The 25,018-nt window shown below is 39.1% G+C and carries 28 protein-coding genes; all 28 read left to right on the top strand.

Going from position 1 to position 25,018, the window contains the following annotated elements; all coding sequences use genetic code 11:
• The 28 genes from secY to rlmD all read left to right on the top strand — a co-directional run bounded on the left by secY (nucleotide 1) and on the right by rlmD (nucleotide 24,918).
• Nucleotides 1-1,317, top strand: a complete 1,317-nt coding sequence (secY, locus tag H5R88_RS01380; RefSeq protein ID WP_182578449.1) for a preprotein translocase subunit SecY — start codon at nucleotides 1-3, stop codon at nucleotides 1,315-1,317.
• Nucleotides 1,318-1,322: 5 nt separating this feature from the next.
• Nucleotides 1,323-1,976, top strand: coding sequence for an adenylate kinase (locus H5R88_RS01375; RefSeq protein WP_308182681.1), 654 nt, complete (start codon nucleotides 1,323-1,325; stop codon nucleotides 1,974-1,976).
• Nucleotides 1,977-2,109: 133 nt separating this feature from the next.
• On the top strand, nucleotides 2,110-2,328 hold the full coding sequence (gene infA / locus H5R88_RS01370; protein ID WP_003664537.1) for a translation initiation factor IF-1: 219 nt from the start codon (nucleotides 2,110-2,112) through the stop codon (nucleotides 2,326-2,328).
• Nucleotides 2,329-2,364: 36 nt separating this feature from the next.
• Nucleotides 2,365-2,484, top strand: a complete 120-nt coding sequence (gene rpmJ / locus H5R88_RS01365; protein ID WP_003664535.1) for a 50S ribosomal protein L36 — start codon at nucleotides 2,365-2,367, stop codon at nucleotides 2,482-2,484.
• Between the two features lie 31 nt (nucleotides 2,485-2,515).
• The gene (rpsM, locus tag H5R88_RS01360; protein ID WP_003668778.1) at nucleotides 2,516-2,881 is read left to right on the top strand and encodes a 30S ribosomal protein S13; all 366 of its coding nucleotides are present in this window, start codon (nucleotides 2,516-2,518) and stop codon (nucleotides 2,879-2,881) included.
• A 35-nt stretch (nucleotides 2,882-2,916) separates the two neighbouring features.
• Nucleotides 2,917-3,306, top strand: a complete 390-nt coding sequence (gene rpsK, locus H5R88_RS01355; RefSeq protein ID WP_003664532.1) for a 30S ribosomal protein S11 — start codon at nucleotides 2,917-2,919, stop codon at nucleotides 3,304-3,306.
• 85 nt (nucleotides 3,307-3,391) lie between these two features.
• The gene (locus tag H5R88_RS01350; protein ID WP_182578447.1) at nucleotides 3,392-4,336 is read left to right on the top strand and encodes a DNA-directed RNA polymerase subunit alpha; all 945 of its coding nucleotides are present in this window, start codon (nucleotides 3,392-3,394) and stop codon (nucleotides 4,334-4,336) included.
• Between the two features lie 34 nt (nucleotides 4,337-4,370).
• Nucleotides 4,371-4,754 (top strand): 50S ribosomal protein L17, encoded by a 384-nt coding sequence (rplQ, locus tag H5R88_RS01345; RefSeq protein ID WP_182578446.1) that lies wholly within the window; start codon nucleotides 4,371-4,373, stop codon nucleotides 4,752-4,754.
• Between the two features lie 220 nt (nucleotides 4,755-4,974).
• Nucleotides 4,975-5,802: an energy-coupling factor transporter ATPase gene (locus H5R88_RS01340; protein WP_182578445.1), complete on the top strand. Its 828-nt coding sequence runs from the start codon at nucleotides 4,975-4,977 to the stop codon at nucleotides 5,800-5,802.
• A complete protein-coding gene (locus H5R88_RS01335) occupies nucleotides 5,778-6,644 on the top strand; it encodes an energy-coupling factor transporter ATPase (protein ID WP_182600086.1) in 867 nt (288 codons plus the stop codon). The genes H5R88_RS01340 and H5R88_RS01335 overlap by 25 nt, the downstream gene beginning before the upstream one ends.
• Nucleotides 6,637-7,440, top strand: coding sequence for an energy-coupling factor transporter transmembrane component T family protein (locus tag H5R88_RS01330; protein ID WP_182578443.1), 804 nt, complete (start codon nucleotides 6,637-6,639; stop codon nucleotides 7,438-7,440). The genes H5R88_RS01335 and H5R88_RS01330 overlap by 8 nt, the downstream gene beginning before the upstream one ends.
• Before the next feature lie 20 nt (nucleotides 7,441-7,460).
• Entirely contained in the window at nucleotides 7,461-8,231 is a 771-nt protein-coding gene (gene truA, locus H5R88_RS01325) for a tRNA pseudouridine(38-40) synthase TruA (RefSeq protein WP_182600085.1), read from the top strand.
• 105 nt (nucleotides 8,232-8,336) lie between these two features.
• Nucleotides 8,337-8,780, top strand: a complete 444-nt coding sequence (rplM, locus tag H5R88_RS01320; RefSeq protein WP_003664517.1) for a 50S ribosomal protein L13 — start codon at nucleotides 8,337-8,339, stop codon at nucleotides 8,778-8,780.
• 7 nt (nucleotides 8,781-8,787) lie between these two features.
• Nucleotides 8,788-9,189, top strand: a complete 402-nt coding sequence (rpsI, locus tag H5R88_RS01315; RefSeq protein ID WP_003668771.1) for a 30S ribosomal protein S9 — start codon at nucleotides 8,788-8,790, stop codon at nucleotides 9,187-9,189.
• 131 nt (nucleotides 9,190-9,320) lie between these two features.
• Nucleotides 9,321-10,094, top strand: a complete 774-nt coding sequence (locus H5R88_RS01310; protein WP_182578441.1) for a (S)-acetoin forming diacetyl reductase — start codon at nucleotides 9,321-9,323, stop codon at nucleotides 10,092-10,094.
• 267 nt (nucleotides 10,095-10,361) lie between these two features.
• A complete protein-coding gene (locus H5R88_RS01305) occupies nucleotides 10,362-10,988 on the top strand; it encodes a glycoside hydrolase family 73 protein (protein ID WP_231794937.1) in 627 nt (208 codons plus the stop codon).
• A gap of 15 nt (nucleotides 10,989-11,003) precedes the next feature.
• Nucleotides 11,004-11,579: a xanthine phosphoribosyltransferase gene (locus H5R88_RS01300; protein ID WP_182600084.1), complete on the top strand. Its 576-nt coding sequence runs from the start codon at nucleotides 11,004-11,006 to the stop codon at nucleotides 11,577-11,579.
• Between the two features lie 16 nt (nucleotides 11,580-11,595).
• Complete coding sequence (locus tag H5R88_RS01295) at nucleotides 11,596-12,729, top strand: ATP-grasp domain-containing protein (RefSeq protein ID WP_182600083.1); 1,134 nt, start codon at nucleotides 11,596-11,598, stop codon at nucleotides 12,727-12,729.
• Between the two features lie 157 nt (nucleotides 12,730-12,886).
• Entirely contained in the window at nucleotides 12,887-15,160 is a 2,274-nt protein-coding gene (gene pcrA / locus H5R88_RS01290) for a DNA helicase PcrA (RefSeq protein ID WP_182578437.1), read from the top strand.
• Between the two features lie 18 nt (nucleotides 15,161-15,178).
• Entirely contained in the window at nucleotides 15,179-17,218 is a 2,040-nt protein-coding gene (gene ligA, locus H5R88_RS01285; RefSeq protein WP_182600082.1) for an NAD-dependent DNA ligase LigA, read from the top strand.
• Nucleotides 17,219-17,221: 3 nt separating this feature from the next.
• The gene (locus H5R88_RS01280) at nucleotides 17,222-18,337 is read left to right on the top strand and encodes a CamS family sex pheromone protein (RefSeq protein WP_182578435.1); all 1,116 of its coding nucleotides are present in this window, start codon (nucleotides 17,222-17,224) and stop codon (nucleotides 18,335-18,337) included.
• 151 nt (nucleotides 18,338-18,488) lie between these two features.
• On the top strand, nucleotides 18,489-18,806 hold the full coding sequence (gene gatC, locus H5R88_RS01275; protein ID WP_182600081.1) for an Asp-tRNA(Asn)/Glu-tRNA(Gln) amidotransferase subunit GatC: 318 nt from the start codon (nucleotides 18,489-18,491) through the stop codon (nucleotides 18,804-18,806).
• Nucleotides 18,806-20,278, top strand: coding sequence for an Asp-tRNA(Asn)/Glu-tRNA(Gln) amidotransferase subunit GatA (gatA, locus tag H5R88_RS01270; RefSeq protein WP_182600080.1), 1,473 nt, complete (start codon nucleotides 18,806-18,808; stop codon nucleotides 20,276-20,278). The genes gatC and gatA overlap by 1 nt, the downstream gene beginning before the upstream one ends.
• Nucleotide 20,279: 1 nt before the next feature.
• Nucleotides 20,280-21,704, top strand: a complete 1,425-nt coding sequence (gene gatB, locus H5R88_RS01265) for an Asp-tRNA(Asn)/Glu-tRNA(Gln) amidotransferase subunit GatB (protein WP_003664499.1) — start codon at nucleotides 20,280-20,282, stop codon at nucleotides 21,702-21,704.
• Nucleotides 21,705-21,713: 9 nt separating this feature from the next.
• Entirely contained in the window at nucleotides 21,714-22,727 is a 1,014-nt protein-coding gene (locus H5R88_RS01260; RefSeq protein ID WP_182600079.1) for a diacylglycerol kinase, read from the top strand.
• Between the two features lie 101 nt (nucleotides 22,728-22,828).
• Nucleotides 22,829-23,074 carry an AbrB/MazE/SpoVT family DNA-binding domain-containing protein gene (locus H5R88_RS01255; RefSeq protein ID WP_182578431.1) on the top strand — a complete coding sequence of 82 codons (246 nt, stop codon included), beginning with the start codon at nucleotides 22,829-22,831 and terminating at the stop codon, nucleotides 23,072-23,074.
• Nucleotides 23,071-23,466, top strand: coding sequence for a type II toxin-antitoxin system death-on-curing family toxin (locus tag H5R88_RS01250; protein WP_182578430.1), 396 nt, complete (start codon nucleotides 23,071-23,073; stop codon nucleotides 23,464-23,466). The genes H5R88_RS01255 and H5R88_RS01250 overlap by 4 nt, the downstream gene beginning before the upstream one ends.
• 87 nt (nucleotides 23,467-23,553) lie before the next feature.
• Nucleotides 23,554-24,918 carry a 23S rRNA (uracil(1939)-C(5))-methyltransferase RlmD gene (rlmD, locus tag H5R88_RS01245; RefSeq protein WP_182600078.1) on the top strand — a complete coding sequence of 455 codons (1,365 nt, stop codon included), beginning with the start codon at nucleotides 23,554-23,556 and terminating at the stop codon, nucleotides 24,916-24,918.
• Nucleotides 24,919-25,018 lie beyond the last annotated feature (100 nt).

Raw genomic sequence — 25,018 nt, 5'->3', positions numbered from 1 at the left:
TTGTTCACAGCCGTCAAAAATGCATTCAAAGTAAAAGATATCCGTAAAAAGATTTTCTTTACATTGTTTGTATTGATTGTCTATCGGATTGGGGCAGCGATTACCGTTCCTGGAGTTAACGCTGCTGCTTTGCAGGAAATCTCCTCAACCGGTTTAGCATCAATCCTCAATACCTTTAGTGGTGGTGGATTGGAGAATTACTCTTTATTTGCAATGGGAGTTTCTCCATATATTACTGCGCAAATTGTTGTTCAACTATTACAAATGGATATTGTCCCACGTTTTGTTGAATGGAGTAAACAAGGAGAAGTAGGACGGCGAAAACTTAATCAAGCAACCCGATGGTTAACGATTGTACTTGGATTTATTCAGTCAATCGGTATTACCGCCGGGTTTAATGCATTGAGTACTATTCGTTTGGTTAATCATCCTGGTGTTCAAACGTATTTAACAATCGGTTTAATTTTGACTGCAGGTACAATGTTTGCTACTTGGATGGGAGACATGATTACTGAACGTGGTTTGGGCAATGGTGTTTCTATGTTAATTTTTGCTGGTATTGTTGCGCAAATGCCAGGCGGAATTCGTCAGTTATGGGATGACCAAATTGCCGGTGAATCTGGGTCTGCTTTGTGGATGGGAATTGGATTTGTTGCCCTCGTTATCGTTGCAATTTTGATTATTGTAGCATTTGTTACATGGGTACAACAGGCGGAAAGACGTCTCCCAATTCAATACACAAGACGGACTACTACTTCACCATCCAGTAGTTATCTTCCCTTAAAGATTAACGTATCAGGTGTTATTCCTGTTATTTTTGCTGGTTCTTTTATCTCAACTCCGCAAACTATTTTAATGGCTTTCCAGCAAAATCATGGTGGGGATAGTTGGTATCAAGTTATGACGACCATTTTTAACATGCAATCTGGTCCTGGGATCGCACTGTATGTATTTTTGATTGTTGTATTTACCTTTTTCTATGCCTTTGTTCAGGTTAATCCAGAAAAACTTGCTGAGAATTTACAGAAGCAAGGAAGTTATATTTCTGGGGTGCGTCCTGGAAAGGGTACACAAGACTATATTTCTTCATTGTTAATGCGATTGAGTACAGTAGGTTCATTATTCTTAGGATTAATTTCCTTAATTCCGTTAATTGCAAGTAATGTTTGGAACTTAAGTCAGTCAATTGGTTTAGGTGGGACAAGCTTATTAATTATCGTACAGATTGCTTTAGATGTTGTTCGGCAGTTAAACGGACTAACAATGAAGCGCGAATATATTGGATTTATTCGAGAACCTAAAGGAGGAAATGACTAATGAGTATGAATCTTGTATTAATGGGTCTTCCGGGTGCTGGTAAAGGTACTCAAGCTCAAAAGATCGTTGAAGATTTTCCCATTCCTCATATCTCAACTGGAGATATTTTTCGGGCTGCTATGAAGAATGAAACCCCTATGGGAATTGAAGCTAAGAAATATATTGACAAAGGTGAACTTGTTCCAGACGAAGTTACTAATGGTATCGTTAAGGAACGGTTGGCTCAAGATGATACTAAAGATGGCTTTATGCTGGATGGATTCCCTCGTAATCTTAACCAAGCAGCAGCTTTGGATGAGATGTTAGCAGAGAGTAATCGGCATCTTGATGCTGTGATCAATATTCACGTTGAACCGGATGTATTGGTAGAACGTTTAAGTGGACGTTTTATTTGTCGTAACTGTGGAGCAACGTATCATAAGCTTTACAATGCTCCTAAGGTTGAAGGCACATGTGACGTTTGTGGTCATCATGAATTTTATCAGCGTGATGATGATAAGCCTGAAACGGTTAAGAATCGTCTAGATGTTAATATCAAGTTGAACACACCACTGGTAGACTATTACCAAAAGAAAGGCATTTTGCACGAAATTAATGGTGAACAAGATATCGACAGTGTTTATGGAGATATCAAGAAAGTATTAACAAACCTAAACTAGATCGTAGTTATCTCTTGCGAAGTTTGTAAACATATGCTAAACTATGCAAGGTTTATCTATCTGAGTAGTGGGAAGTTTTATACTTTCCACCATTTTTACGTAATATCTAGAATAGGCAAGGAGGTACTATTTCGTGGCAAAAGCCGATGTAATTGAAGTAGAAGGTAAAGTAACTGAAACTTTACCTAATGCAATGTTTAAAGTTGAATTGGAAAATGGTGCAGAAATTTTGGCACATGTTTCTGGTAAAATTCGGATGCACTATATTAAAATTTTACCGGGAGATCGTGTTAAAGTAGAAATGTCTCCATATGACCTTACAAAGGGTCGAATTACTTTCCGGTTCAAGTAGTTATTGATCAATTACTCTCAATAGGAGGATTTTAGAATGAAAGTAAGACCATCTGTTAAAAAGATGTGTGAGCACTGCAAGATCGTTAAGCGTAATGGTCGTGTTATGGTTATTTGCTCTGCTAACCCAAAGCATAAGCAACGTCAAGGTAAGTAATTTATTTTATAAAGAAATGGAGGTGTAGCTCATGGCTCGTATTGCAGGTGTCGATTTACCTCGTGACAAGCGAATTGTAATCGGCTTAACATATATTTTTGGTATTGGTGATTCTACTGCTAAGAAGATTCTTGAAAATGCTGGTGTATCAGAAGATATCCGTGTTCGTGATTTAACTCCGGACCAAGAAGAAAAGATTCGTGCACAAGTAGATCAAATTCAAGTTGAAGGTGATTTGCGTCGTGAAGTTTCGATGAATATCAAGCGTCTTCAAGAAATCGGCTCATACCGTGGTATGCGTCACCGTCGTGGCCTACCTGTTCGTGGTCAACACACTAAGAACAATGCCCGTACTCGTAAGGGTAAGGCTGTCGCTATCGCTAATAAGAAGAAGTAATTTAACTTTATAAAAAAAGGAGGTTAGTACTAGATATGGCAACCAAAAAAGGTACGCGTAAGCGTCGTGCAAAAAAGAATGTTGAAACTGGTGTCGCACACATTCACTCAACATTTAATAACACTTTGATCATGATTACTGATGTTCAAGGTAACGCTGTAGCATGGTCTTCAGCTGGTGTTTTAGGCTTTAAGGGAAGTCGGAAATCTACTCCATTTGCTGCTCAAATGGCTTCAGAAGCTGCTGCTAAGCAAGCTATGGAACATGGTATGAAGACTGTTGAAGTTGAAGTTAAGGGTCCAGGTTCAGGTCGTGAAGCTGCTATCCGTGCACTTCAAGCAACTGGATTGGAAGTTACTGCTATTCGTGATGTAACACCTGTTCCTCACAATGGTTCTCGTCCTCCAAAGCGTCGTCGTGTTTAATTGACATTGCTGGAGACAATTATTTCCATCAATTGCCTTTTTGTCTCAAATACGAACCACGTTTTGAAAGGGGTACAAGGATAGAATGATCGAATTTGAAAAGCCAAATATTCACAAAGTTGAAGAAACAGATAACTACGGTAAATTTGTCGTAGAACCACTTGAGCGCGGTTATGGAACCACTCTCGGTAACTCGTTAAGACGTGTATTAATTGCATCTTTACCAGGTGCTGCGATTACGAGTATGCAAATTGATGGTGTTTTACATGAATTTAGCACTGTTAAAGGTGTAACTGAGGATGTTACGCAGATTATCCTAAATCTAAAGAAAGTTTCCTTGAAACTTGATTCTGAGGATCAAAAGAGTCTTGAATTAGATGTTAAAGGACCTGCTGAAGTAACTGCAAGTGATATTCAGGGTGATAATGAAGTTACAATTTTAAATCCTGATCTGCATATTGCAACTGTTGCTGATGGCGCAGAATTACACATCAAGTTAACTGCTGATAAGGGTCGCGGTTACCTTTCTGCTAACGATAATAAGGCCCGGATGGATGATTTAGCAATTGGTGTTTTACCGATTGATTCCATCTATACCCCAATTGAACGTGTAAATTACACTGTTGAAAATGCACGTGTTGGTCAGCGTAACGATTACGATAAGTTAACGTTGGACGTTTGGACTGATGGTTCATTGACACCAACTGAAGCAGTTAGTCTAGGTGCGAAGATTTTGACTGAACACTTAGCTATGTTTGTTGATTTAACAGAAACAGCTCAAAATGCTCAAGTGATGGTTGAAAAAGAAGAAACACACAAAGAGAAAATGCTTGAAATGACTATTGAAGAGCTTGATCTTTCTGTACGTTCTTACAATTGTTTGAAGCGAGCTGGAATCAATACTGTTAAGGAATTAACTGACAGAACAGTGTCTGATATGATGAAAGTTCGGAACTTAGGACAAAAGTCGTTAGAAGAAATTAAACTTAAATTAAATGATCTTGGTGTTTCTTTTCGCCAAGACGACTAATTAGTATACCAATTGCAAAGGAGGGAACCACTTTATGAGTTACCGTAAATTAGGACGTACAAGTTCACAACGTAAAGCTTTATTACGTGATTTAACTACAGATTTAATCGTTAATGGTCGTATTACCACTACGGAAGCGCGTGCTAAGGAAGTTCGTAAGACCGTTGATAAGATGATTACGCTTGCTAAGCATGGTGATTTAGCTTCCCGTCGTAAGGCTGCCGCTTTTGTACGTAATGTTGTTGCTGATGTTAAGGAAGATGGCGATGATATTCGTGTACAATCTGCTCTTCAAAACCTTTTTGAAGAACTTGCTCCAAAGTATGCAGATCGTAACGGTGGTTACACACGCATCTTGAAGACTATGCCTCGTCGTGGTGACGGTGCACCAATGGTTATTCTTGAATTAGTGGACTAATTTATTTGTTCACCAAAACTAAATACGTAATAAAGAATCACTATCATTGATAGTATAGAGCGTTACGATGGTGGGGAAACCCTAGTCTAGCTTGAATGCGGGAAACCCTCGTGCACTTCAATGGTAAGTGATTTTTTTATTTTAAATTTAATTTTAATAGATAATTCTGTGGACTTTGCTAAAATATACTTATTAACTAATATTGAAAAGAGGAAATGCTGTGACTGGAATAAAAATCCGAGATCTTGTCTTTACATATCCAGACAGTAAATATCCCGTTTTAAAAAATATTAATCTTGATTTTGAACCGTTTTCATGGACGGCAATTATCGGTCATAACGGAAGTGGAAAGAGTACATTGGCCCGGTTAATTGATGGTTTACTTACTCCTACTGCTGGATCGATTGAGGTTGATGGTATTCAAGTTAACGAAAGCTCTTTAGGGAAGATTCATCAGCAAATAGGATTTGTTTTTCAAAATCCTGAAAATCAATTTGTGGGTGCGACTGTTGCCGATGACGTTGCCTTTGGACTTGAAAATCGACAAGTAGCCCAAGATAAAATGGAAAAAAAGATTGATAAAGCTTTAAAGATGGTGGGAATGACTGATTATAAAAATACTGCTCCTATTTCTCTTTCAGGAGGACAAAAACAACGTGTAGCACTTGCGGGAATCCTTGCATTAATGCCTAAGATAATAATACTTGATGAGGCGACTAGTATGCTCGATCCTTTAGCCCGGCGAGAAATTTTGTCTTTATTGCAAAAACTAAAAAACGAATATAATCTTTCAATTATTTCAATTACACATGATCTTAAAGAAATGGAACTGGCGGATCAAATAATTGTATTAAATGACTCACAAGTTGCACAACAAGGTTCTCCATCAGAAATTCTTAAAGATAAAGCACTATTACTTGAAATTGGAGTAGGAGTTCCTGCAAGTCAACAGTTGCAGGAACTATTGAGTAAACGAGGGATTGATATTCCAAATAGATATTTGAATTTAGAGGAGCTAAAAATTTGGCTAAAGCAGCAATTACAGTAAAAAAACTTCACTATACATATCCTAATTCTGCTAATGAAGCTTTGAATAATGTTTCATTAACAATTAAAGAACAAGAATTTGTTACTGTTATTGGACAAACTGGAAGTGGAAAGTCGACATTGGTTTCATTGATTGATGGATTAATAAAACCTAGTAGCGGGGAACTTAATGTAGCAGGGTTGAAAATTAATGCGACAACAAAGCCTGAATATTTAAGTAAAATTCATCATCAGGTCGGTTTTGTATTCCAGTTTCCTGAACAACAATTATTCGCTGAAACAGTTGCTCAAGATGTTGCTTTTGGGCCTCGTAATTTAGGATGGCCTGCAAGAAAAATTGAAGAAGCAGTCAATAAAGCCTTAAAGATGGTTGACTTGCCCTTAGAATTAAAGTCACACTCACCGTTTGCACTTTCTGGAGGACAAATGAGACGGGTAGCAATTGCTGGAGTTTTAGCAATGAATCCCCGAATTTTAATTCTTGATGAACCAACGGCGGGACTTGACACTCAGGCTACTAATGATTTACTTAAAATTATTAAAGATCTTAATAAAACGGGAACAACGATTATAATGGTTACTCACCAAATGGAACAAGTAGCCTCGTGTGCTAATCACGTAATTGCAATGAGCAATGGACAAATTGTTGCTGATACAACTCCCCAACAATTATTTAGTAATGCTCAACGATTAAATAAATTATCTTTGACGCTTCCTGTTTCCGTTGAAATTGCGCAATTCCTTAGTAAAAATGGAGTAACGTTAAAAAATACAGAACCGCTTACGCTAGATGGGTTGGCAGATGAAATAACAGAAGCGATGAGGAGAAAAGAAAATGAATAGTAAAATCGTATTTGGTAGTTATGTACCTGTAAGATCGATTCTTCATCGTCTTGATCCACGAATAAAACTAATCATGTGTATTATTTACGTTATCTTAATTTTCTTCGTGAATAATTTTTTGACTGCTATATGGCTTCTATTAGCACTCTTTGTGGCAATTAAGTTGAGTAACGTTGAATTAAAACAGTATTGGCAGGGGATTAAGCCACTATTTTTAATTATTTTGATAACAGTTATGTTTCAGATTTTATTTAGTAGTGGTGGAAAGATGTATTGGCATTGGGGGATTATGGCAATAACACGTGATGGTCTCATTAATTCCTTAATTATTTTTTATCGTTTTGTTGTTATTATCACTGCCTCAACTGTTTTAACTGCTACTACCCAAACTTTTCAAATTGCAGATGCCTTAGCATGGCTAATGAAACCGCTACAAGTAATTAAGGTTCCGGTCAATCAAATTACCTTGATGCTTTCAATTGCCTTGCGTTTTGTTCCAACCATTATGGATGAAACTAATAAAATTATGAAAGCTCAGCGGGCCCGTGGAATTAATTTTAATGCAGGAAGTCTTTTAACCCGGATTAAACACCTAGTGCCAATTCTTATTCCACTGTTTGTTAACTCGTTCAAACGAGCAGAAGAGTTAGCAACTGCAATGGAAGCGCGAGGGTATGATCCTGATGCGCCACGAACTCATTATCGCCAATTAGTTTGGCATAATAATGATGCCTGGGCCGGTTTAGGACTGTTGATTGTAACAATTGGTTTGGTTTGTATTCGAATATTTTTCTAAATTAATTAAGGAAGTAAACAATGTATCGTTATAAAATAACCTTTGCTTATGATGGAACCAATTTTTATGGTTTTCAAATTCAACCAAATAAGCGAACAGTAGAACAAACATTAAAGGCTGCAGTAAATAAAATCGCCAAGCATCCAACTCCAGCAATTCCCGTCATCGGCTCGGGAAGAACAGATGCAGGCGTTCACGCTCTTAATCAGGTTGCGCACTTCGATATTCCCTATCATTTAAGCAATGAATCTATGCGAAAGGCACTCAACAGTATTTTGCCGCTAGATATTTTAATTAAAAAGGCTGAATTAGTGGATGATGATTTCCATGCGCGTTATAGTGCTCACCGCAAAACTTATCGTTATCGGGTTGATCAGGGCGAATTTGTTAATCCCTTTAAACGTAACTATACTTCTCATTTTAAATATCCACTTAACTTAGAAAAGATGAAAAAAGCGGCTAATGATCTGGTAGGAACCCATGACTTTACAAGTTTTGTTGCCTCAGGAAGCCAGGCAAAGAGTAATATCCGGACAATTGAGAATATTACAATTAAACGTGATGAATTAAGGAATGAAGTTGTCTTTGATTTTACTGGAAATGGTTTTCTTTATAACCAGGTTCGAATAATGGTAGCTTTTCTTTTGGAAATTGGTAGCAACCAACGACCAATAGATGACGTTCCACGTGTCCTTAAGGCAAAGGATCGGACATTAGCACGGATGACAGCTCCCGCTAGTGGATTGTATTTAGTTAATGTAGATTATGGAACAAATGATGAAAAGGATTGACGAAAATGCTAGAAGAAGGTATACTAGCCATTGGTATTTCTTTTCCATCTAATAACTCGGTACACTATTATATGTAAAAGAAAAACAAAATTGGAGGACTTAATCGTGAGAACGACATACATCGCAAAACCTGGTGAAGTTGAACGCAAGTGGTACGTTGTCGATGCTAAGGATGTCCCAATGGGTCGTTTAGCATCTGCAGTAGCATCAATTTTGCGCGGTAAGAACAAGCCAACATTTACTCCACACGTTGATACTGGTGATTACGTTATCGTTATCAACGCTGCGCAAGTTAAGTTAACTGGTAAGAAAGCATCTCAAAAGATGTACTACCGTCATTCAAATTACCCTGGTGGTTTGAAGCAACGGACTGCTGGTGACTTCTTAGCAAAGGAACCAGAGAAGTTATTGGAAACTGCTATCAAGGGTATGCTTCCACACAACTCTCTTGGTCATAAGCAAGGTTTGAAGTTACATGTTTATGCTGGTGAAGACCACAAACATGCTGCACAAAACCCAGAAGTTTTAGATATTACTAACTTAATCTAAGGAGGGAATGGAATTGGCTCAACAAGTACAATACAGTGGTACTGGTCGGCGTAAGGATGCAACCGCACGTGTTCGCTTAGTACCAGGTTCAGGTAAGATTACGATGAACGGCAAGGCAATTGAAGACTACATTCCATTTGCCAACTTACGTGCTATCGTTAATCAACCATTTGCTGTTACTAAAACAGAAGGTCAATATGACGTTTTAGCTAACGTTAATGGTGGTGGATTCTCTGGTCAAGCAGGTGCAGTACGTCACGGTATCGCCCGTGCACTTCTCGCTGTTGATCCAGACTTCCGTGACGCTTTGAAGAAGGCTGGTCTCTTAACTCGTGACCCTCGTATGAAGGAACGTCGTAAGCCAGGTCTTAAGAAAGCTCGTAAGGCTGCTCAATTCAGTAAGCGTTAATATTTCGATTATCGCTTCCAGAGACATCAGTATTTTACTGGTGTCTTTTTTTATTTAAACGAAATTTAATATACGCGTATACTAAATATACGCTATACTAGATGGTGACTAATACAAAGGAGGAATTACTAATGACTAAAAAGGTGGCGTTAGTAACTGGAGCAAGCCAAGGAATTGGTAAGGCAATTGTAGAAAGATTAGTTAAAGATGGGTTTGCAGTTGCTCTTGTAGCATTAAATGAATCAAAACTACAACAAGTTGCTGATGAAATTAATAGTAACGGTGGAGAAGCATTACCGCTTGTCGCAGATGTAGCAAATAGAGAAGATGTGTTTGCAGCTGTCGAGAAAACAGTTGAACATTTTGGTGAGTTTAACGTAATTGTTAATAATGCTGGATTAGGTCCTACTACCCCAATTGATTCAATTACACCTGAACAATTCGAAAAAGTATATGGCGTAAATGTTGCGGGAGTTTTATGGGGAATTCAAGCTGCCCATAAAGCATTTAAGGAACTTGGCCACGGTGGTAAAATTATTAATGCTACATCTCAAGCTGGTGTCGTTGGTAATCCTAATCTTGCACTTTATTCTGGAACAAAATTTGCTATTCGAGGTATTACTCAGGTAGTAGCCCAAGATTTGGCAACTGAAGATATTACGGTAAATGCTTTTGCTCCAGGAATTGTTAAGACGCCGATGATGTACGATATTGCACATCAAGTTGGTCAAAATGCCGGTAAGAGTGATGAATGGGGAATGGAAACTTTTGCTAAGAACATTGCAATGAAGCGCCTTTCGGAACCAGAAGATGTTGCTAATGTAGTAAGCTTCTTAGCTGGTCCTGATTCAAATTATGTTACTGGACAAACAATTATTGTTGATGGTGGGATGCAATTCCACTAGAATCTAGAACAAATAGTAAAAGTGCGGAGAGTGAGAAATAACCTTCTTGACAAGTTGATGGACTAAACTAGTACCTTGTGGCAATGCGAAGTTAGTTTCATGTTATTTTACTATTGTTTGTGAAAGCGGTAGAGGCTGAGAGAAAACAAAAGTTTTCTCCCAGCCTCTACGTTTTTTAACTTCTTATAAAAATATTACGATAAATTAACCCAAACGAGATGGATTTTGCTACAATTAATAACTAGTAGAAAAGAGGAGGCTAGGCTTGTGGCAAAACGGAAGCGGAGAAGGAAAAACCGCCATACGGGTAGAAATTGGATTATTAGTATCCTTGCTATTATTGTTATCTTTTTGGGTGTTTATGTTGGACACCATTTTTATCGAATCTGGAATCAGCAACGTATTGAACAAGAGGCACGTGAAAAGGATCGACGCGCAAAGCAATTATTTATTCAGCAAGTGGCTCCTGAAGCTCAGGCAATGCAAAATACTTATCATGTCTATGCATCAATTACGATTGCCCAAGCGATTCTTGAATCTCAATGGGGGACGAGTCAATTAGCATCGCAATATCATAATTTGTTTGGAATTAAGGGAACCGGAGCAAATTCTCGGGTAATGACAACTAAAGAGTACATCAATGGTAAGTGGATCGTTACTAAAGGGCGCTTCCGTGTTTATGATAATTGGAGTGATTCAATTAAGGATCATACGCGATTGATGTTAAATGGGACTGATACCAATCAGCAAAATTATGATCGAGTTATCCATGCGGCCAATTATCAGGAAGCAGCACGTGGTTTGCAAGAGGCAGGTTATGCGACCGATCCTGACTATGCACAAAAATTAATTTCTGTGATTAAGGCGTATAAATTATATAATTATGATAAGTGATATAGGGGGATGAAAATGAAAGAGTTAGAAGAAAAGATTAAGGAATATGGGACTGTTTTACCGGGTAATGTTTTAAAAGTGGATGCCTTCTTAAATCATCAGGTTGATCCTCAATTAATGTTGCACATCGGTCAAGAATTTGCCAAACTTTTTGCTAGTGAGGGTATTACGAAAATTTGGACAGTCGAATCATCGGGGATTGCTCCTGCTGTAATGACAGGATTAGAAATGAACCTTCCAGTTATTTTTGCCCGTAAGCATAAGAGCCTTACTCTTAATCAAAATATGTATACGGCTGATGTATATTCTTATACTAAGAAAACAACTAATCGCATTTCAATTTCTAAAAAGTATGTAGATGCTAATGATAAAATTTTAATGATTGATGATTTCTTAGCTAATGGTCAAGCAGTAGAAGGTTTATTAGAAATTGCTGATCAAGCAGGGGTTCAGGTAGTTGGTGCAGGCATAGTGATTGAAAAGAGCTTTCAACCTGGAGCGAGTGAACTAAAAGAACGTGGAATTCGTGTCGAATCATTGGCACGAATTCAATCATTGAGTGATAATAAAGTTGAATTCGTAAAAGACTAATAAGGGAAGTGATAGAATGGGCAGAGATGCTATTTACCCAGGTAGTACTTTAGGAATTATTGGAATTAATCGAAATGGCGCTGCATTAATTGCGACAGCTAAGAAAGCGGGCTTTAATGTTGGGGTGTATGTGGATCATCTACAGCCATCAGTAACTAAAATGGCTGACTTTACAATCGTAGGAGCGATGAACGACCGAGCAAAGCTAACCCAGTTTGGAGAAGCATGTGATGCAATTATTTATCAAACCCCTAATATCGATTCTCGCGTCCTACACTTTTTGAGTCAATATGCGGTAATTCCACAGGGGATTAATGCACTTGAAATTGTCCAAGATCGGTTAATGGAACGGGCCTTCTTAGATCAAGTGAATATTAATATTGCCCCCTATGTGACGGTAGTTAGTTTAGATGATGTTTACCAATCAATTGATTCCATTGGCTATCCCGCATTGTTAAAACCCATCCAACGCGGAATTGGGGAAAATTCAATGCTGATTGAGCGCCAATCTGACATTACGCGAGCAGCTGATTTTATTGATACTGGTACATATTTACTGGAATCATGGATTGAACATACGAATGAATATACGATGACAGCGGCAACTGATGGAAAAGATACAGAGATATTTCCACTTGCTCAGCTTCATTACAATGACAAGCGACAATTAGTTTCTGTGGCAACCCCAGCAAATATTCATGATGATATGTTAAAAGAGATGCAACGGATTGTAAAAAGTGTGGCGTCCTCTCTTGAATATCGGGGAGTATTCTCTGTTAATTTTTACGTTACTTCTACTGGTACTCTTTATGTAAAAAATATTGAACCAGGGTTAACATCAATTGCTAATGTTTATGATGTCACAGCAAATATTAATCAATATGAAGAACAATTAAGAAGCTCTGTTGGAATGCCTCTACATGTTATTACGCCGTTACAAATTGGTTTATTAATGGTAATTCGCAAATATCAATCAGAGGCCATTCAGCGGCAATGGTTGCTTAAAAATAACTGGCAATTTAGATTTTTTAATGATATTGGGGACGATGATCAAGCAATCTTAGGCTTTGTCTGGGTAACCGGTGGCGATAACTTAGCGGCTTTAAAGAACCAGGTTGATGACACTGAAGTTTGGGATGATCAAGCTTGATCATAAAATTATAAATTAAGAGTATAAAATTATGAGGGACTGGGGATGAAATCGCAGTCTCTTTATTTTTCCTAACATATGTTCGATTTTAGCACCAAATAAGATCCTAATTTTGGTATAATATTAGCCGATGAAAATTTAGAGAGGATGGAATAGCGTGAATAACGGGCAAGCATTATTAGAAGGAATGAACGATAAGCAATCTGAAGCGGTATTAACTACAGAAGGACCATTATTAGTAATGGCCGGTGCCGGATCAGGGAAAACACGGGTCCTCACACACCGGGTTGCTTATTTAATTGAAGAAAATGGTGTATTACCATGGAATATTTTAGCAATTACGTTTACTAACAAGGCTGCGCGCGAAATGAAAGAGCGGGTTGGTAAATTACTTGGCGAAAGTGCTAATGAGATTTGGGTATCGACTTTTCACGCACTATGTGTTCGAATCCTCCGTCGTGATATTGAAAAAATTGGCTACAATCGCGCCTTTACGATTGCTGATACAAGTGAACAACGAACGTTAATGAAGCGAATTTGTGCAGAGCTAAATATTGATACTAAAAAATTTGATCCTCGTAGTATTTTAAGTGCAATCTCTAATGCTAAAAATGCTTTGTTAACGCCTGATGCTTATAGCAAAGAAGCTAATAGTATGTTTGAAAATATGGTTGCGCGTGCATATAAGCTTTACCAGCAAGAGTTAGAAGCTAATCAAGCGTTAGATTTTGATGACTTGATCATGAAGACAATTGAGTTATTGGAAAGTGACCAAGAGACGCTTGAATTTTATCAGGATAAGTTTCATTACATTCATGTTGACGAGTACCAGGATACGAACGATGCTCAATATCGGTTAGTTAATTTGTTAGCGCAAAAACACCAAAATCTGTGTGTAGTAGGGGATGCGGATCAAAGTATTTATGGTTGGCGTGGAGCTAATATGAACAATATCTTGAATTTTGAACATGATTATCCCCAAGCCAAGACAGTCATGCTGGAGCAAAACTATCGGTCAACGCAAACCATTTTAAATGCCGCAAATGAAGTTATTGCTAATAACCTTTATCGGAAAAAGAAGAATCTGTGGACGGAAAATGGTCAGGGAGATAAAATCTCATATTACCGTGCACAAAATGAACACGATGAAGCGCAGTTTATTGTTTCAAAAATTAAAGAAGAGCAAGAGAAGCATGGGTACCACTTTAATGACTTTGCAATTCTTTATCGAACGAATGCGCAATCACGGATGGTTGAAGAAACTTTCTTGAAGAGTAGTATTCCTTATACGATGGTCGGTGGACATAAATTCTATGACCGGCGTGAAATTCGTGATATTTTAGCATACTTAACCTTAATTGTTAACCCGGCTGATTCAATGAGCTTTGAACGCGTTGTTAATACGCCCAAACGAGGAATTGGTTTAACTAGTGTGGAACATCTTCGCAATTTTGCTAATGAAAATGGCTGGACATTATTAAAGGCAGCGCAAAATGTTGATACTGCTAGTGAAATTACTGCCCGAACACGAAATAAAATTGATGAATTTGGGCAATTAATGACTAATTTGACTAAACAAGCCGAATATCTCACACTAACTGATTTAACTGAACAGATTTTAGAGTTAAGTGGTTATAATAAGATGCTTAGTGATGATCGAAGTCTTGAATCCCAGGCTCGTCGGGAAAATCTTGATGAATTTAAGTCTGTTACACAAGAATATGATGAACAACATAAAGATGATGATGTTTCTAATTTGCAAAAAATTATTAACTTTTTAGCTGATTTAGCACTTGTTTCCGATCAAGATGATGTTGATGAACAAGCACCTGCTGTAACCTTAATGACGTTACATGCAGCTAAAGGGCTTGAATTTCCAGTTGTTTTCCTTGTGGGAATGGAAGAAGGTATTTTCCCATTATCGCGAGCTTTAATGGAAGATGATGAATTGGAAGAAGAACGTCGCTTAGCTTATGTTGGAATTACGCGGGCAAAGAAGAAGCTTTATCTTACTAATGCCTTTTCACGCTTACTTTATGGTCGTATCCAACGTAACCAACCATCACGATTTGTAGAAGAAATTGATTCTGAGTTGCTACAGTTTGAAAATAGCCCATCAGGTAATAGTATTAAAGATAGTAAACTGCCATTTGATCGTGCTGTTGCGACCGCTACTACCTACCGTGACCAACAAAAGCGGACATATCGCAGTGCTGGCAAGCGGGTTAAACCAATTACTAACACCGGAACTGGGGCCGATAAAGTTGGCTGGAAAACTGGCGATAAAGTTGAACATAAAAAGTGGGGCCAGGGAACCGTGGTCAAAGTTAACGGTAGTGGCAATGATATGGAATTAGATATTGCCTTTCCAAGTCAAGGTGTAAAGCGGTTATTGGCAAGTTTTGCCCCAATTACGAAAGTACAAAAATAATGAAATGAGGCGGATGAGATGAGCGAAAAACAGACGCCAGTAAAAGAATTAACCCTTCAGCAAGCGCAAGATGAGATTAAGCCATTGCGAGCAAAACTAACTAAGTGGGGACAAGAATATTATGAACAAGATAATCCAACCGTAGAGGATTACGTATATGATCGAGCTTATCAGCGGTTGGTACAACTAGAAGAACAATTTCCTCAATTAATCTCTGCTGATTCACCAACCCAACGAGTAGGAGGAGCAGCAGAAAGCCAATTAACAAAGGTGCAACATGATATTCCAATGTTATCGATGGGGGATGTCTTTTCGCTTGAAGAATTAATGGACTTTAATCAACGACAACAGGAAAATCGGGATGTCGAAGTTGAGCCCGAATATAATCTCGAACTAAAAATTGATGGGCTTTCTCTTTCCCTTGTTTATGAGAATGGAAGATTGGTTCAAGGTTCTACTCGTGGAAATGGGACGATTGGCGAAGATGTTACTGCTAATGTCCGTACCATTAAATCGGTTCCCAAAGAATTACCAGAGCCATTGTCAATCGAGTTTCGTGGCGAATGTTATATGCCTAAAGAGGCCTTCGCTAAGTTAAACGCTAAACGTGAAGCAGAAGGATTACCTATTTTTGCTAATCCCCGGAATGCGGCAGCTGGCAGCTTACGTCAACTAGATCCTAAAGTAACAGCTCAGCGGGAGTTAGATACATTTATGTACTATGTTCCTGAATATCAAAAACTTGGCGTTAGGACACAAGCAGAAGCACTTGAGCGAATGCGGAAATTAGGCTTTAATGTCAATCCTAATAATCGAGTCGTTCATAGTCGTGAAGAGATTGAGCAATATATTGTAGAGTATACGGCCCAACGAGATAAGTTAAGTTACGGGATTGATGGAATTGTTGAAAAGGTGAATGACCTTGATACGGAAGTTGCCCTCGGAAATACAGTTAAGGTGCCACGCTGGGAAATTGCCTATAAGTTCCCTCCCGAAGAGCAAGCAACGATTGTCCGTGATATTGTCTGGACTGTCGGGCGGACCGGCAATGTAACGCCAACAGCGGTTATGGACCCAGTTCAATTGGCGGGCACAACGGTTAGTCGCGCTTCTTTGCATAATCCGGATTACCTTCGTGAAAAAGATATTCGGATTGGTGATACTGTTTATCTGCATAAAGCAGGTGACATTATTCCTGAAATTTCAAAGGTAGATCTAACTAAGCGGCCGGAGGATTCTGTTGAGTATAAAATTCCAATGCAATGTCCGGTTTGTGGTTCAGAATTAGTTCATCTTGATGGTGAAGTAGCATTACGCTGTATTAATCCAATGTGTCCAGCACAAATTAAAGAAGGCTTAGCACATTTTGCTTCCCGGAATGCAATGAATATTGATGGGCTTGGTCCTAAAATTATTGAACAGCTATGGGATAAAGAATTGATTCATGATGTTGCCGGTTTATATCGGCTTAATCATGACCAATTATTAACTTTAGATAAATTTGGCGAGAAATCGACCGCTAACCTATTGACATCGATCGATAATAGTCGTAATAATTCTGTCGAGCGCTTATTATTTGGCCTTGGAATTCGTCATGTAGGTGCGAAGGCTGCTCGAATTATCATGGAATATTTTGGTGACCTTGATAGCTTAATGAAGGCTAATGCTGATGAAATTTCTGCAATTAATGGAATCGGCCCAACCATTGGCGAAAGTATTGTAACTTATTTTGCTAATCAACAGGTTGTTAAATTAATTGACGAATTGCGAGAAGTTGGGGTAAACTTTGCTTATCTTGGCTCACGGTCAAATGCTACTGATAGCGAATGGAATGGTCGGCGAGTAGTACTGACTGGTAAGCTAACTGAAATGACTCGTGGAGAAGCAAAATCATGGCTTGAAAATCACGGGGCTAAGGTAACCGGAAGCGTCTCAAAGAAAACAGATATTGTCATTGCTGGTGCTGATGCTGGTAGTAAGCTAACAAAGGCTCAAGATTTGGGTATTGATGTATGGAATGAACAGCAATTTAGCCAAGCAATGAAGGAGGAACAGTAAATCGTGAAGCGAAAGGCAAAAAAAATAGCTGTTAGTGCTGCCGTTTTGATGTGCACTGTCTTACTTGCATCATGTGGCTTTGGCGGAAAGTCATCATCGAAAAACTATTCAACAACTGGTTCAAGTAGTGGTACATATCAAGGTGTGATTAAGAATGGGCGTTACCGTACAAGTAAGGCTCGGGGTGTAAATATCTCCCAAAACGATAATCAATATAACCTTAAGAGCTTTGAATCTGGTTTAACCCAGGTTTCCAAAAAGGTCTTTTCGACAAAAAGCTATATTTTCCAAGAAGGACAATACCTTAGTAGTGGGACGGTTGAAAACTGGCTTGGTCGGAAAACAAAGAGTAATCCTGAAGGGCTAAACCCCGCTCAAGGGAAAAAGAGCAATCCTAACCCAGTTTATATTCAACAAATTGAAGAACAGGACTATATGCAAGAAAGTGGTAATTCTATGAAATTACGTGGGATTACAATTGGTATTGGGATTAATTCTGAATATAACTACCAAACTAAAACCGGGGGACCAACTTTAACCAAGAAGATTAGTGATAGTGAGGTTCGTCGTCAAGGTGAGATTGCTGCACAAAAGGTTCTTCAACGAATTCGCAAGAAGCCTGGTGTTGGAAATGTTCCAATCGTAATCGCTTTATATAAGCAAGCTCCAGATGATAGTTTAGTTGGTGGTACTTTCTTTGCTTACAGTAAGAACAATGGTAATACGATTAGTGACTGGCGAAAGTTAGATTACAAGAATGTAGTCCTTCCCAAAGCAAGTGCCTCGACAACTAATAGTTCCGATCAAACTGATGACGATAGTTTCTCAAACTTTAAGAGTCAGATTCAAAGTTTCTTCCCTAACCTGAGTGGGGTTACTGCCCAAGCTCAATATGAAAATGGAACTTTGTCGGGGATGCATATTACCGTTACGACTCAGTTTTATAGTCAAACTGAAATTACTAGTTTTACCCAGTACATTACCCGGGCAGCAAAGAAGTACTTGCCTAATGGAATCCCGATTGATATTAAGATTCAATCTGATTCAGAGATTCAAGCGGTTGTTTATCGGAATGCTGGTTCTGATAACTTCCAGTCGCATATTTTTGATTCCTATTAAGAGTGAAAAAGGAGAATATCAATTCGTTGCTAGAAAAAGCGAACTGATAACTCCTTTTTTATTTCTCCATGGATGAAATAGGAACCTATTCTGTGCTAAAATTGTTAAATGTATATGTAGATTTTAAATTACTGGAAAAGAGGTAGAGAGAATGGCCAGTAAAATCACTGAGCAACAAGTAGAACACGTTGCTGAACTTGCTAAGCTTGAGTTCCCTAAGGATGAACTTGGTAAGTTTACCACTCAACTAGGAAACATTATTGATATGTTTGAAGACCTCGAAGCGGTTGATACCGATGGCGTTGAACCAATGACATCAGCAACCGATCGGGTAAATGTAATGCGTGAAGATAAGGCAGTTAAGAGTTCTATGGAAGAACAAGAAGCCTTGCTTAACAATGCTCCTGAAACTGATGGTGGCTACATCAAGGTTCCAGCAATTCTTGACGAAAGTGAGGACGGCGAATAATGGATTTTTACCAAACAAGCTTGAGTCAATTGCACGATGACTTGGTAAATAAGAAAATCAGCGCAACTGAATTAACAAAGGAAACTTTTGACCACATTAAAGGGAATGAGGACCAGGTTAAGGCCTTCATCAACTTAAATGAGGAACAGGCAGTGAAGAGGGCAGCTGAAATTGACGCAAAGGGTATTAGTGCCGATCAATTAACTGCAGGGGTTCCACTTGCTGTTAAGGATAATATCCTAACTAAGGGCCTAACAACTACAGCTGCTTCTAAGATGCTTGAAAACTTTAACCCAGTATATGACGCAACGGTTGTCGAAAAGTTAAATGCAGCTGATTACATCAACGTTGGTAAGACCAATCTTGATGAGTTTGCTATGGGTTCATCTACTGAAAATTCAGCATTCTTTACTACTCATAACCCATGGGACCTTACTCGTGTCCCTGGTGGTTCTTCAGGTGGTTCTGCAGCTGCAGTTGCGGCCGGCGATGTTTTAGGTGCGCTGGGAACTGATACTGGTGGGTCTATTCGAATGCCAGCCTCATTTAATGGGGTTGTTGGGATGAAGCCAACATACGGTCGAGTATCACGTTGGGGAATTATTGCTTTTGGTTCAAGTTTTGACCAAGTTGGTTGGTTAACTCAAAATGTTAAGGATAACGCCTTATTAACAGCCTTGATCAGTGGAAATGATGAACGGGATATGACATCCTCGCTTAAAGAAGTTCCAGACTGGGCAGCTCAATTAAATGAAAATACGAATGTTAAAGGCTTACGGATTGCGGTACCAAAAGAATACTTTGATGGCTTAGACGAAGATGTTCAGGCAGTAATTAAGGCAGCTTTGGATCACTTAGAATCTCTTGGGGCAATTATTGATGAAGTAAGTTTACCCCACACTAAGTATGGTGTTCCTGCATACTACATCCTTGCCTCATCGGAAGCCTCTTCTAACCTTCAACGTTACGATGGTATTCGTTATGGTTTCCGGGCCGATGATGTTAAGAATTTGGAAGATGTTTATGTTCGTTCTCGTTCTGAAGGTTTCGGTGAAGAAGTTAAGCGGCGGATTATGTTAGGGACATTCTCTCTCTCTGCTGGTTTCTATGATGCTTACTTTAATAAGGCTGCTAAGGTTCGTCGTCTCATTGCTCAAGACTTTGAAGACGTATTTAAGGATCATGACGTCATCATTGGGGCTACGGGTGCTTCGACAGCATTTAAGATTGGTGCAGAGATTGATGATCCCCAAACCATGTACATGAACGATGTATTGACTGTTCCTGTAAATATGGCCGGGCTACCAGCAATGTCCATCCCTGCTGGTTTCTCCGCTAAGAATGGAATGCCAGTTGGTCTGCAAATCATTGGAAAAGCATTTGACGAACAAACAGTTTATAACACTGGATATGTCTTTGAACAGACAACTGATTTCCACAAGAAGGCACCAAAGTTAGGAGGTCAAAACTAAGATGAACTTTCAAACAACAATCGGTCTAGAAGTCCACGTTGAATTAAAGACTAACTCAAAGATCTACAGTCCATCCCCCGTTGAATACGGTGACCAGCCTAATGCGAATACGAATGTCATTGACTGGGGTTATCCTGGCGTATTGCCAAGTTTAAACAAAGGTGTCGTTCGTGACGGAATCATGGCTGGCCTTGCTCTCCATGCTCAAATTGCCCACCACATGCACTTTGATCGGAAGAATTACTTCTATCCTGATAATCCGAAAGCCTACCAGATTACACAATCAGATACGCCAATCGCTCATGATGGTTGGATTGAAATTGAAGTAAACGGTAAAAAGAAAAAAATCGGGATCAAAGAAATGCATATTGAAGAAGATGCTGGTAAGAACACGCACACTAGTAAGTATTCATATGTCGACTTGAACCGGCAAGGAACCCCACTAATCGAAATTGTTTCTAAACCAGATATTGCCTCCCCAGAAGAAGCAGTGGCTTACTTGGAAGCATTACGTCAACGGATCCAATTTACTGGAATCTCTGACGTGAAAATGGAAGAAGGGTCAATGCGGGTTGATACCAATATCTCAATTCGACCAATTGGTTCTGATAAATTTGGGACCAAGACAGAAATGAAGAACATCAACTCCTTTAACTATGTTCGAAAGGCCCTGGCATTTGAAGAAAAGCGGCACCAAAAAGTATTAATGGCTGGTGGCCACATTGGACAAGAAACTCGTCGTTATGATGAAGCAACTGGCGAGACTATCCTGATGCGGACAAAGGAAGGTTCTGATGATTATCGTTACTTCCCAGAACCAGATCTACCACCAGTAAATGTTAGCGATGAATGGATTAGCGAAATTGAAAGTGAAATGCCAGAAATGCCTGGTGAGCGTCGTGAACACTATGTTAAAGATCTTGGCTTAACAGATTACGATGCCATGGTTCTTACCCAAACTAAGGAAATGTCTGATTTCTTTGAAGAAGCGGTTAAGGACGGTGGCGATCCTAAGCGGGTTGCCAACTATTTAATGAATGATGTAAATTCCTACTTGAATGATAAACAAGTTGACTTACAAGATACTAAGCTTACTCCGGCTAACCTTGCTGGAATGGTGAAGTTAATTGAAGATGGTACAATTTCTTCTAAGATGGCGAAGAAGGTCTTTAAGGGAATCTTAGATGGTGAAGAACCAAATGCTTACGCGAAGGAACATGGCCTTGTTCAGTTATCTGATCCTGCTCAACTTCAGCCAATTGTTGATGAAGTTCTTGATAACAATGAACAATCGATTGAAGACTTTAAGAATGGTAAGGACCGGGCTGTTGGTTACTTGATGGGTCAAATTATGAAGCAAACTCGTGGTAAAGCTAACCCGCAAGTTGTAACTCAATTATTGATGAAGTCCTTGAAGGCGAAATAGTAGGGAGGGATGACCGTGCGAAAACGTGCTCGGATAATTTACAATCCTACTTCCGGTCGTGAGACCTTCCGCAGCGACCTAGTTGATATCCTGTCGATTTATGAAAAGGCTGGTTATGAGACGAGTGCCTTTGCGACTACTCCTGCTCCTAACTCGGCTAAGAATGAAGCCACTCGTGCTGCTAAAGATGGCTTTGATCTAATTGTTGCTGCTGGTGGAGACGGTACCCTGAATGAAGTGGTTAATGGAATTGCCGGCTTAGAACACCGACCAACATTAGCTATTATTCCAGCAGGAACGACTAATGACTATGCGCGGGCATTGAGGATTCCACGCGATGATCCGATTGCCGCGGCTAAGTTAATTTTGAAGAAAAATAAGAAATTCAAAATTGATATTGGGCGCGCTGGTGAAAATTACTTCATGAATATTGCAGCTGGTGGTACGATGACTGAATTAACCTATGAGGTCCCTTCACAAATGAAGTCTCTCTTTGGTTATGCGGCTTATTTTGCGAAGGGTGCAGAATTAATGCCACGAATCAAGCCGGTTGAAATGCTTATTAAGTATGATGATCAGGAGTATCGGGGTAGTGCATCTATGTTTATGATTGCATTAACCAATTCAGTTGGTGGTTTTGAACAGATCGTGCCGGATGCCTCACTTGATGATGGGAAGTTTACAATGATTATTGTTAAGAAGAGTAGTGTAATTGATATGCTCAGCCTAATGGCAAAGGCCCTTCAAGGTAAGCACCTTGATGACCCACGGATTATTTATGCCAAGGCAACCGATATTGAAGTTATTCCATTAAACGAGAATGATCGTTTGATGGTTAATCTGGACGGTGAATACGGTGGCGATGCGCCGATGAAGTTTCATGACTTAAAGCAGCACCTGGAAGTAATTGCTAACTTGGATGAAATTCCAGAAGATGCGATTACAACTTCAGCTGACTTTAAGCGGGTCGAAAAAGACTTTATGGAAGGCATTGACGATTATAAAGATCGTGAAAAGAAATAGAATAAACGGTCAACTTCGCAAAGAGGAAGTTGGCCGTTTGTTTTGTTATAATGTAAATTTCGTAATTACAATATGATACAATGTAATTACGAGGTGATAACATGCAAGAATTAAATAATAGTTCAAAATTCTTTAAATCTGGTAATTCTTTTGGCTTGCGGTTAACTAAAAATGATCGAGAAAAAATGCATGCTAATCCTGGTGATGAATACGAGAAAACAATATCGCCTGATGGTAAAGTAATAACATTTAAGAAAAAAGAACATGTAGACGATAAGACCTTGACAATAATTAACCAATTATTTGACGAAAATAAAGAATTGATGGAACGGTTAAAAGACAAATGATCTACTTAACAAAAGAAGAAATTGTAATGGTGAATCATCAGGTATTAATACGAACAGGCCAAAAATATATGGGAATTCAATATCCTGAAGGTTTATCTGTAATAGTTGAGCAACCCCAAATGAAAGTTTTTAATAATGAACTATACCCATCGATTTGGCTAAAAGCTGCCTATATAGTACAGAAGATAACCAAAAAGCATATTTTTATTGACGGCAATAAGAGAACAGCTTATTTATGCTTATTATTATTTTTAAAGAAAAACAGTTGGGAATTACACTTAAGCGCAGATGAAGGTGAGGCATTTATCGTTCAGATAACCTTAGCTGATGATTCTGAAGAAGAAATGATAGCAATTGCGTACTTTTTAGAAAAGCATTGTGTAAAAGCATAAACAGTCAGCTTCGCAAAGAGGAAGTTGGCCGTTTGTTTTGTTATAATAGGAGAAGTTTGTAACGTTGAAATTAATGGAGGAATAACTTTGAAACTAAACATTCCAGTACATAAAAATGAAGAATATCCAGCGAAGGTAGTGGATTTATCTTACGAAGGCAATGGAGTCGTTAAGATTGATGATTTTCCCGTCTTTGTTCCTAATGCCCTTCCTGGTGAAGAGATTACGGTAAAGATTACTAAGGTAACGAGCCACTTTGCCTGGGGACGGGTAATGGACTGGCAGACGAAGAGTCCAGACCGCGTTGATGTTAAGGATAAAAAGTATATTCAAACTGGTATTGCGCCCCTTGGCCATTTGAAATATGATGCTCAGTTGAAATTCAAGCAACATCAAATTCAAGAACTGTTGGCCAAAGCACACCTCGATGAGATTGAAGTTTTGCCAACGATGGGGATGGAAAAGCCTTATCATTACCGCAATAAGGCTCAAGTACCAGTAAAAATGGTTTGCGGCCAATTAGAAACCGGTTTTTATAAGCGGGGGAGTCACAATTTAGTCCCGATTGAAGATTTCTATATCCAGGATCCAGAAATTGATAAGACCATTGTAGTTGTCCGTGACTTATTACGGCAATACCACATTACGCCATATGATGAACAAACTGGTAAAGGTGTGATTCGCACAGTAATGGTTCGGCGGGGATATTACAGCCATGAAATGATGGTAGTCTTAGTCACGAATACGAAGCGGCTGCCAATGGAAAAGCAAATCGTTGCCGGAGTGCCAGAAGTAAAAAGTATTGTACAAAATATCAATGATAAGCGAACGAACCGCTTGCTCGGCGATAAGAATAAAACATTATGGGGTGCTGATGAAATTCATGATCAGCTTCTCGGGATTGATTTTGCAATCTCACCACTATCCTTCTACCAGGTTAATCCGCAACAGACTGAACGCCTTTACCAAACGGCCATCGACAATGCTGGTTTGGACGGTAATCAAACCGTCATCGATGCCTATTGTGGGATTGGTACGATTTCTCTTGCAGTAGCTAAGCACGCTAAGCAAGTTTACGGGGTCGAAATTGTTCCAGCGGCGATTGAAGATGCCAAACATAATGCTAAACGAAATGGTATTAAGAATGCTAAGTTTGTTGTTGGTAAGGCGGAAGAACAGTTCGCTAAATGGCAAGCAGAAGGTTTGAAACCAGATGTCGTGATCGTTGATCCACCACGCAAGGGTCTTGCCGAATCCTTAATTGAAGCGACTGGTAAGATGGGACCAAAGAAAGTCATCTATGTTAGTTGCAACCCTGCTACCTTGGTTCGTGATATTCAGCGGTTTGCCGAGCAAGGCTACCATGTAACGAAGCCGATCCAGCCAGTGGACCAGTTCCCACAGACAACGCATGTTGAGTCAGTAACGGTGTTGGAACGTACAGATAAATAGCCGATAAGCCGCGTCACGACGACTTTAGTTTTTTACAGATGATTCAACGGTTGGCCCAGCAAGTAAATCTAGGAATTCTGAATGATCGGCAATTTTTTGA

The sequence above is a fragment of the Limosilactobacillus agrestis genome (assembly GCF_014145585.1).
In the GTDB taxonomy this organism is placed as follows: Bacteria; Bacillota; Bacilli; order Lactobacillales; family Lactobacillaceae; genus Limosilactobacillus; species Limosilactobacillus agrestis.
Note: the sequence above shows the minus strand (reverse complement) of the source record. Positions and strands in the feature narration are given on the sequence as shown.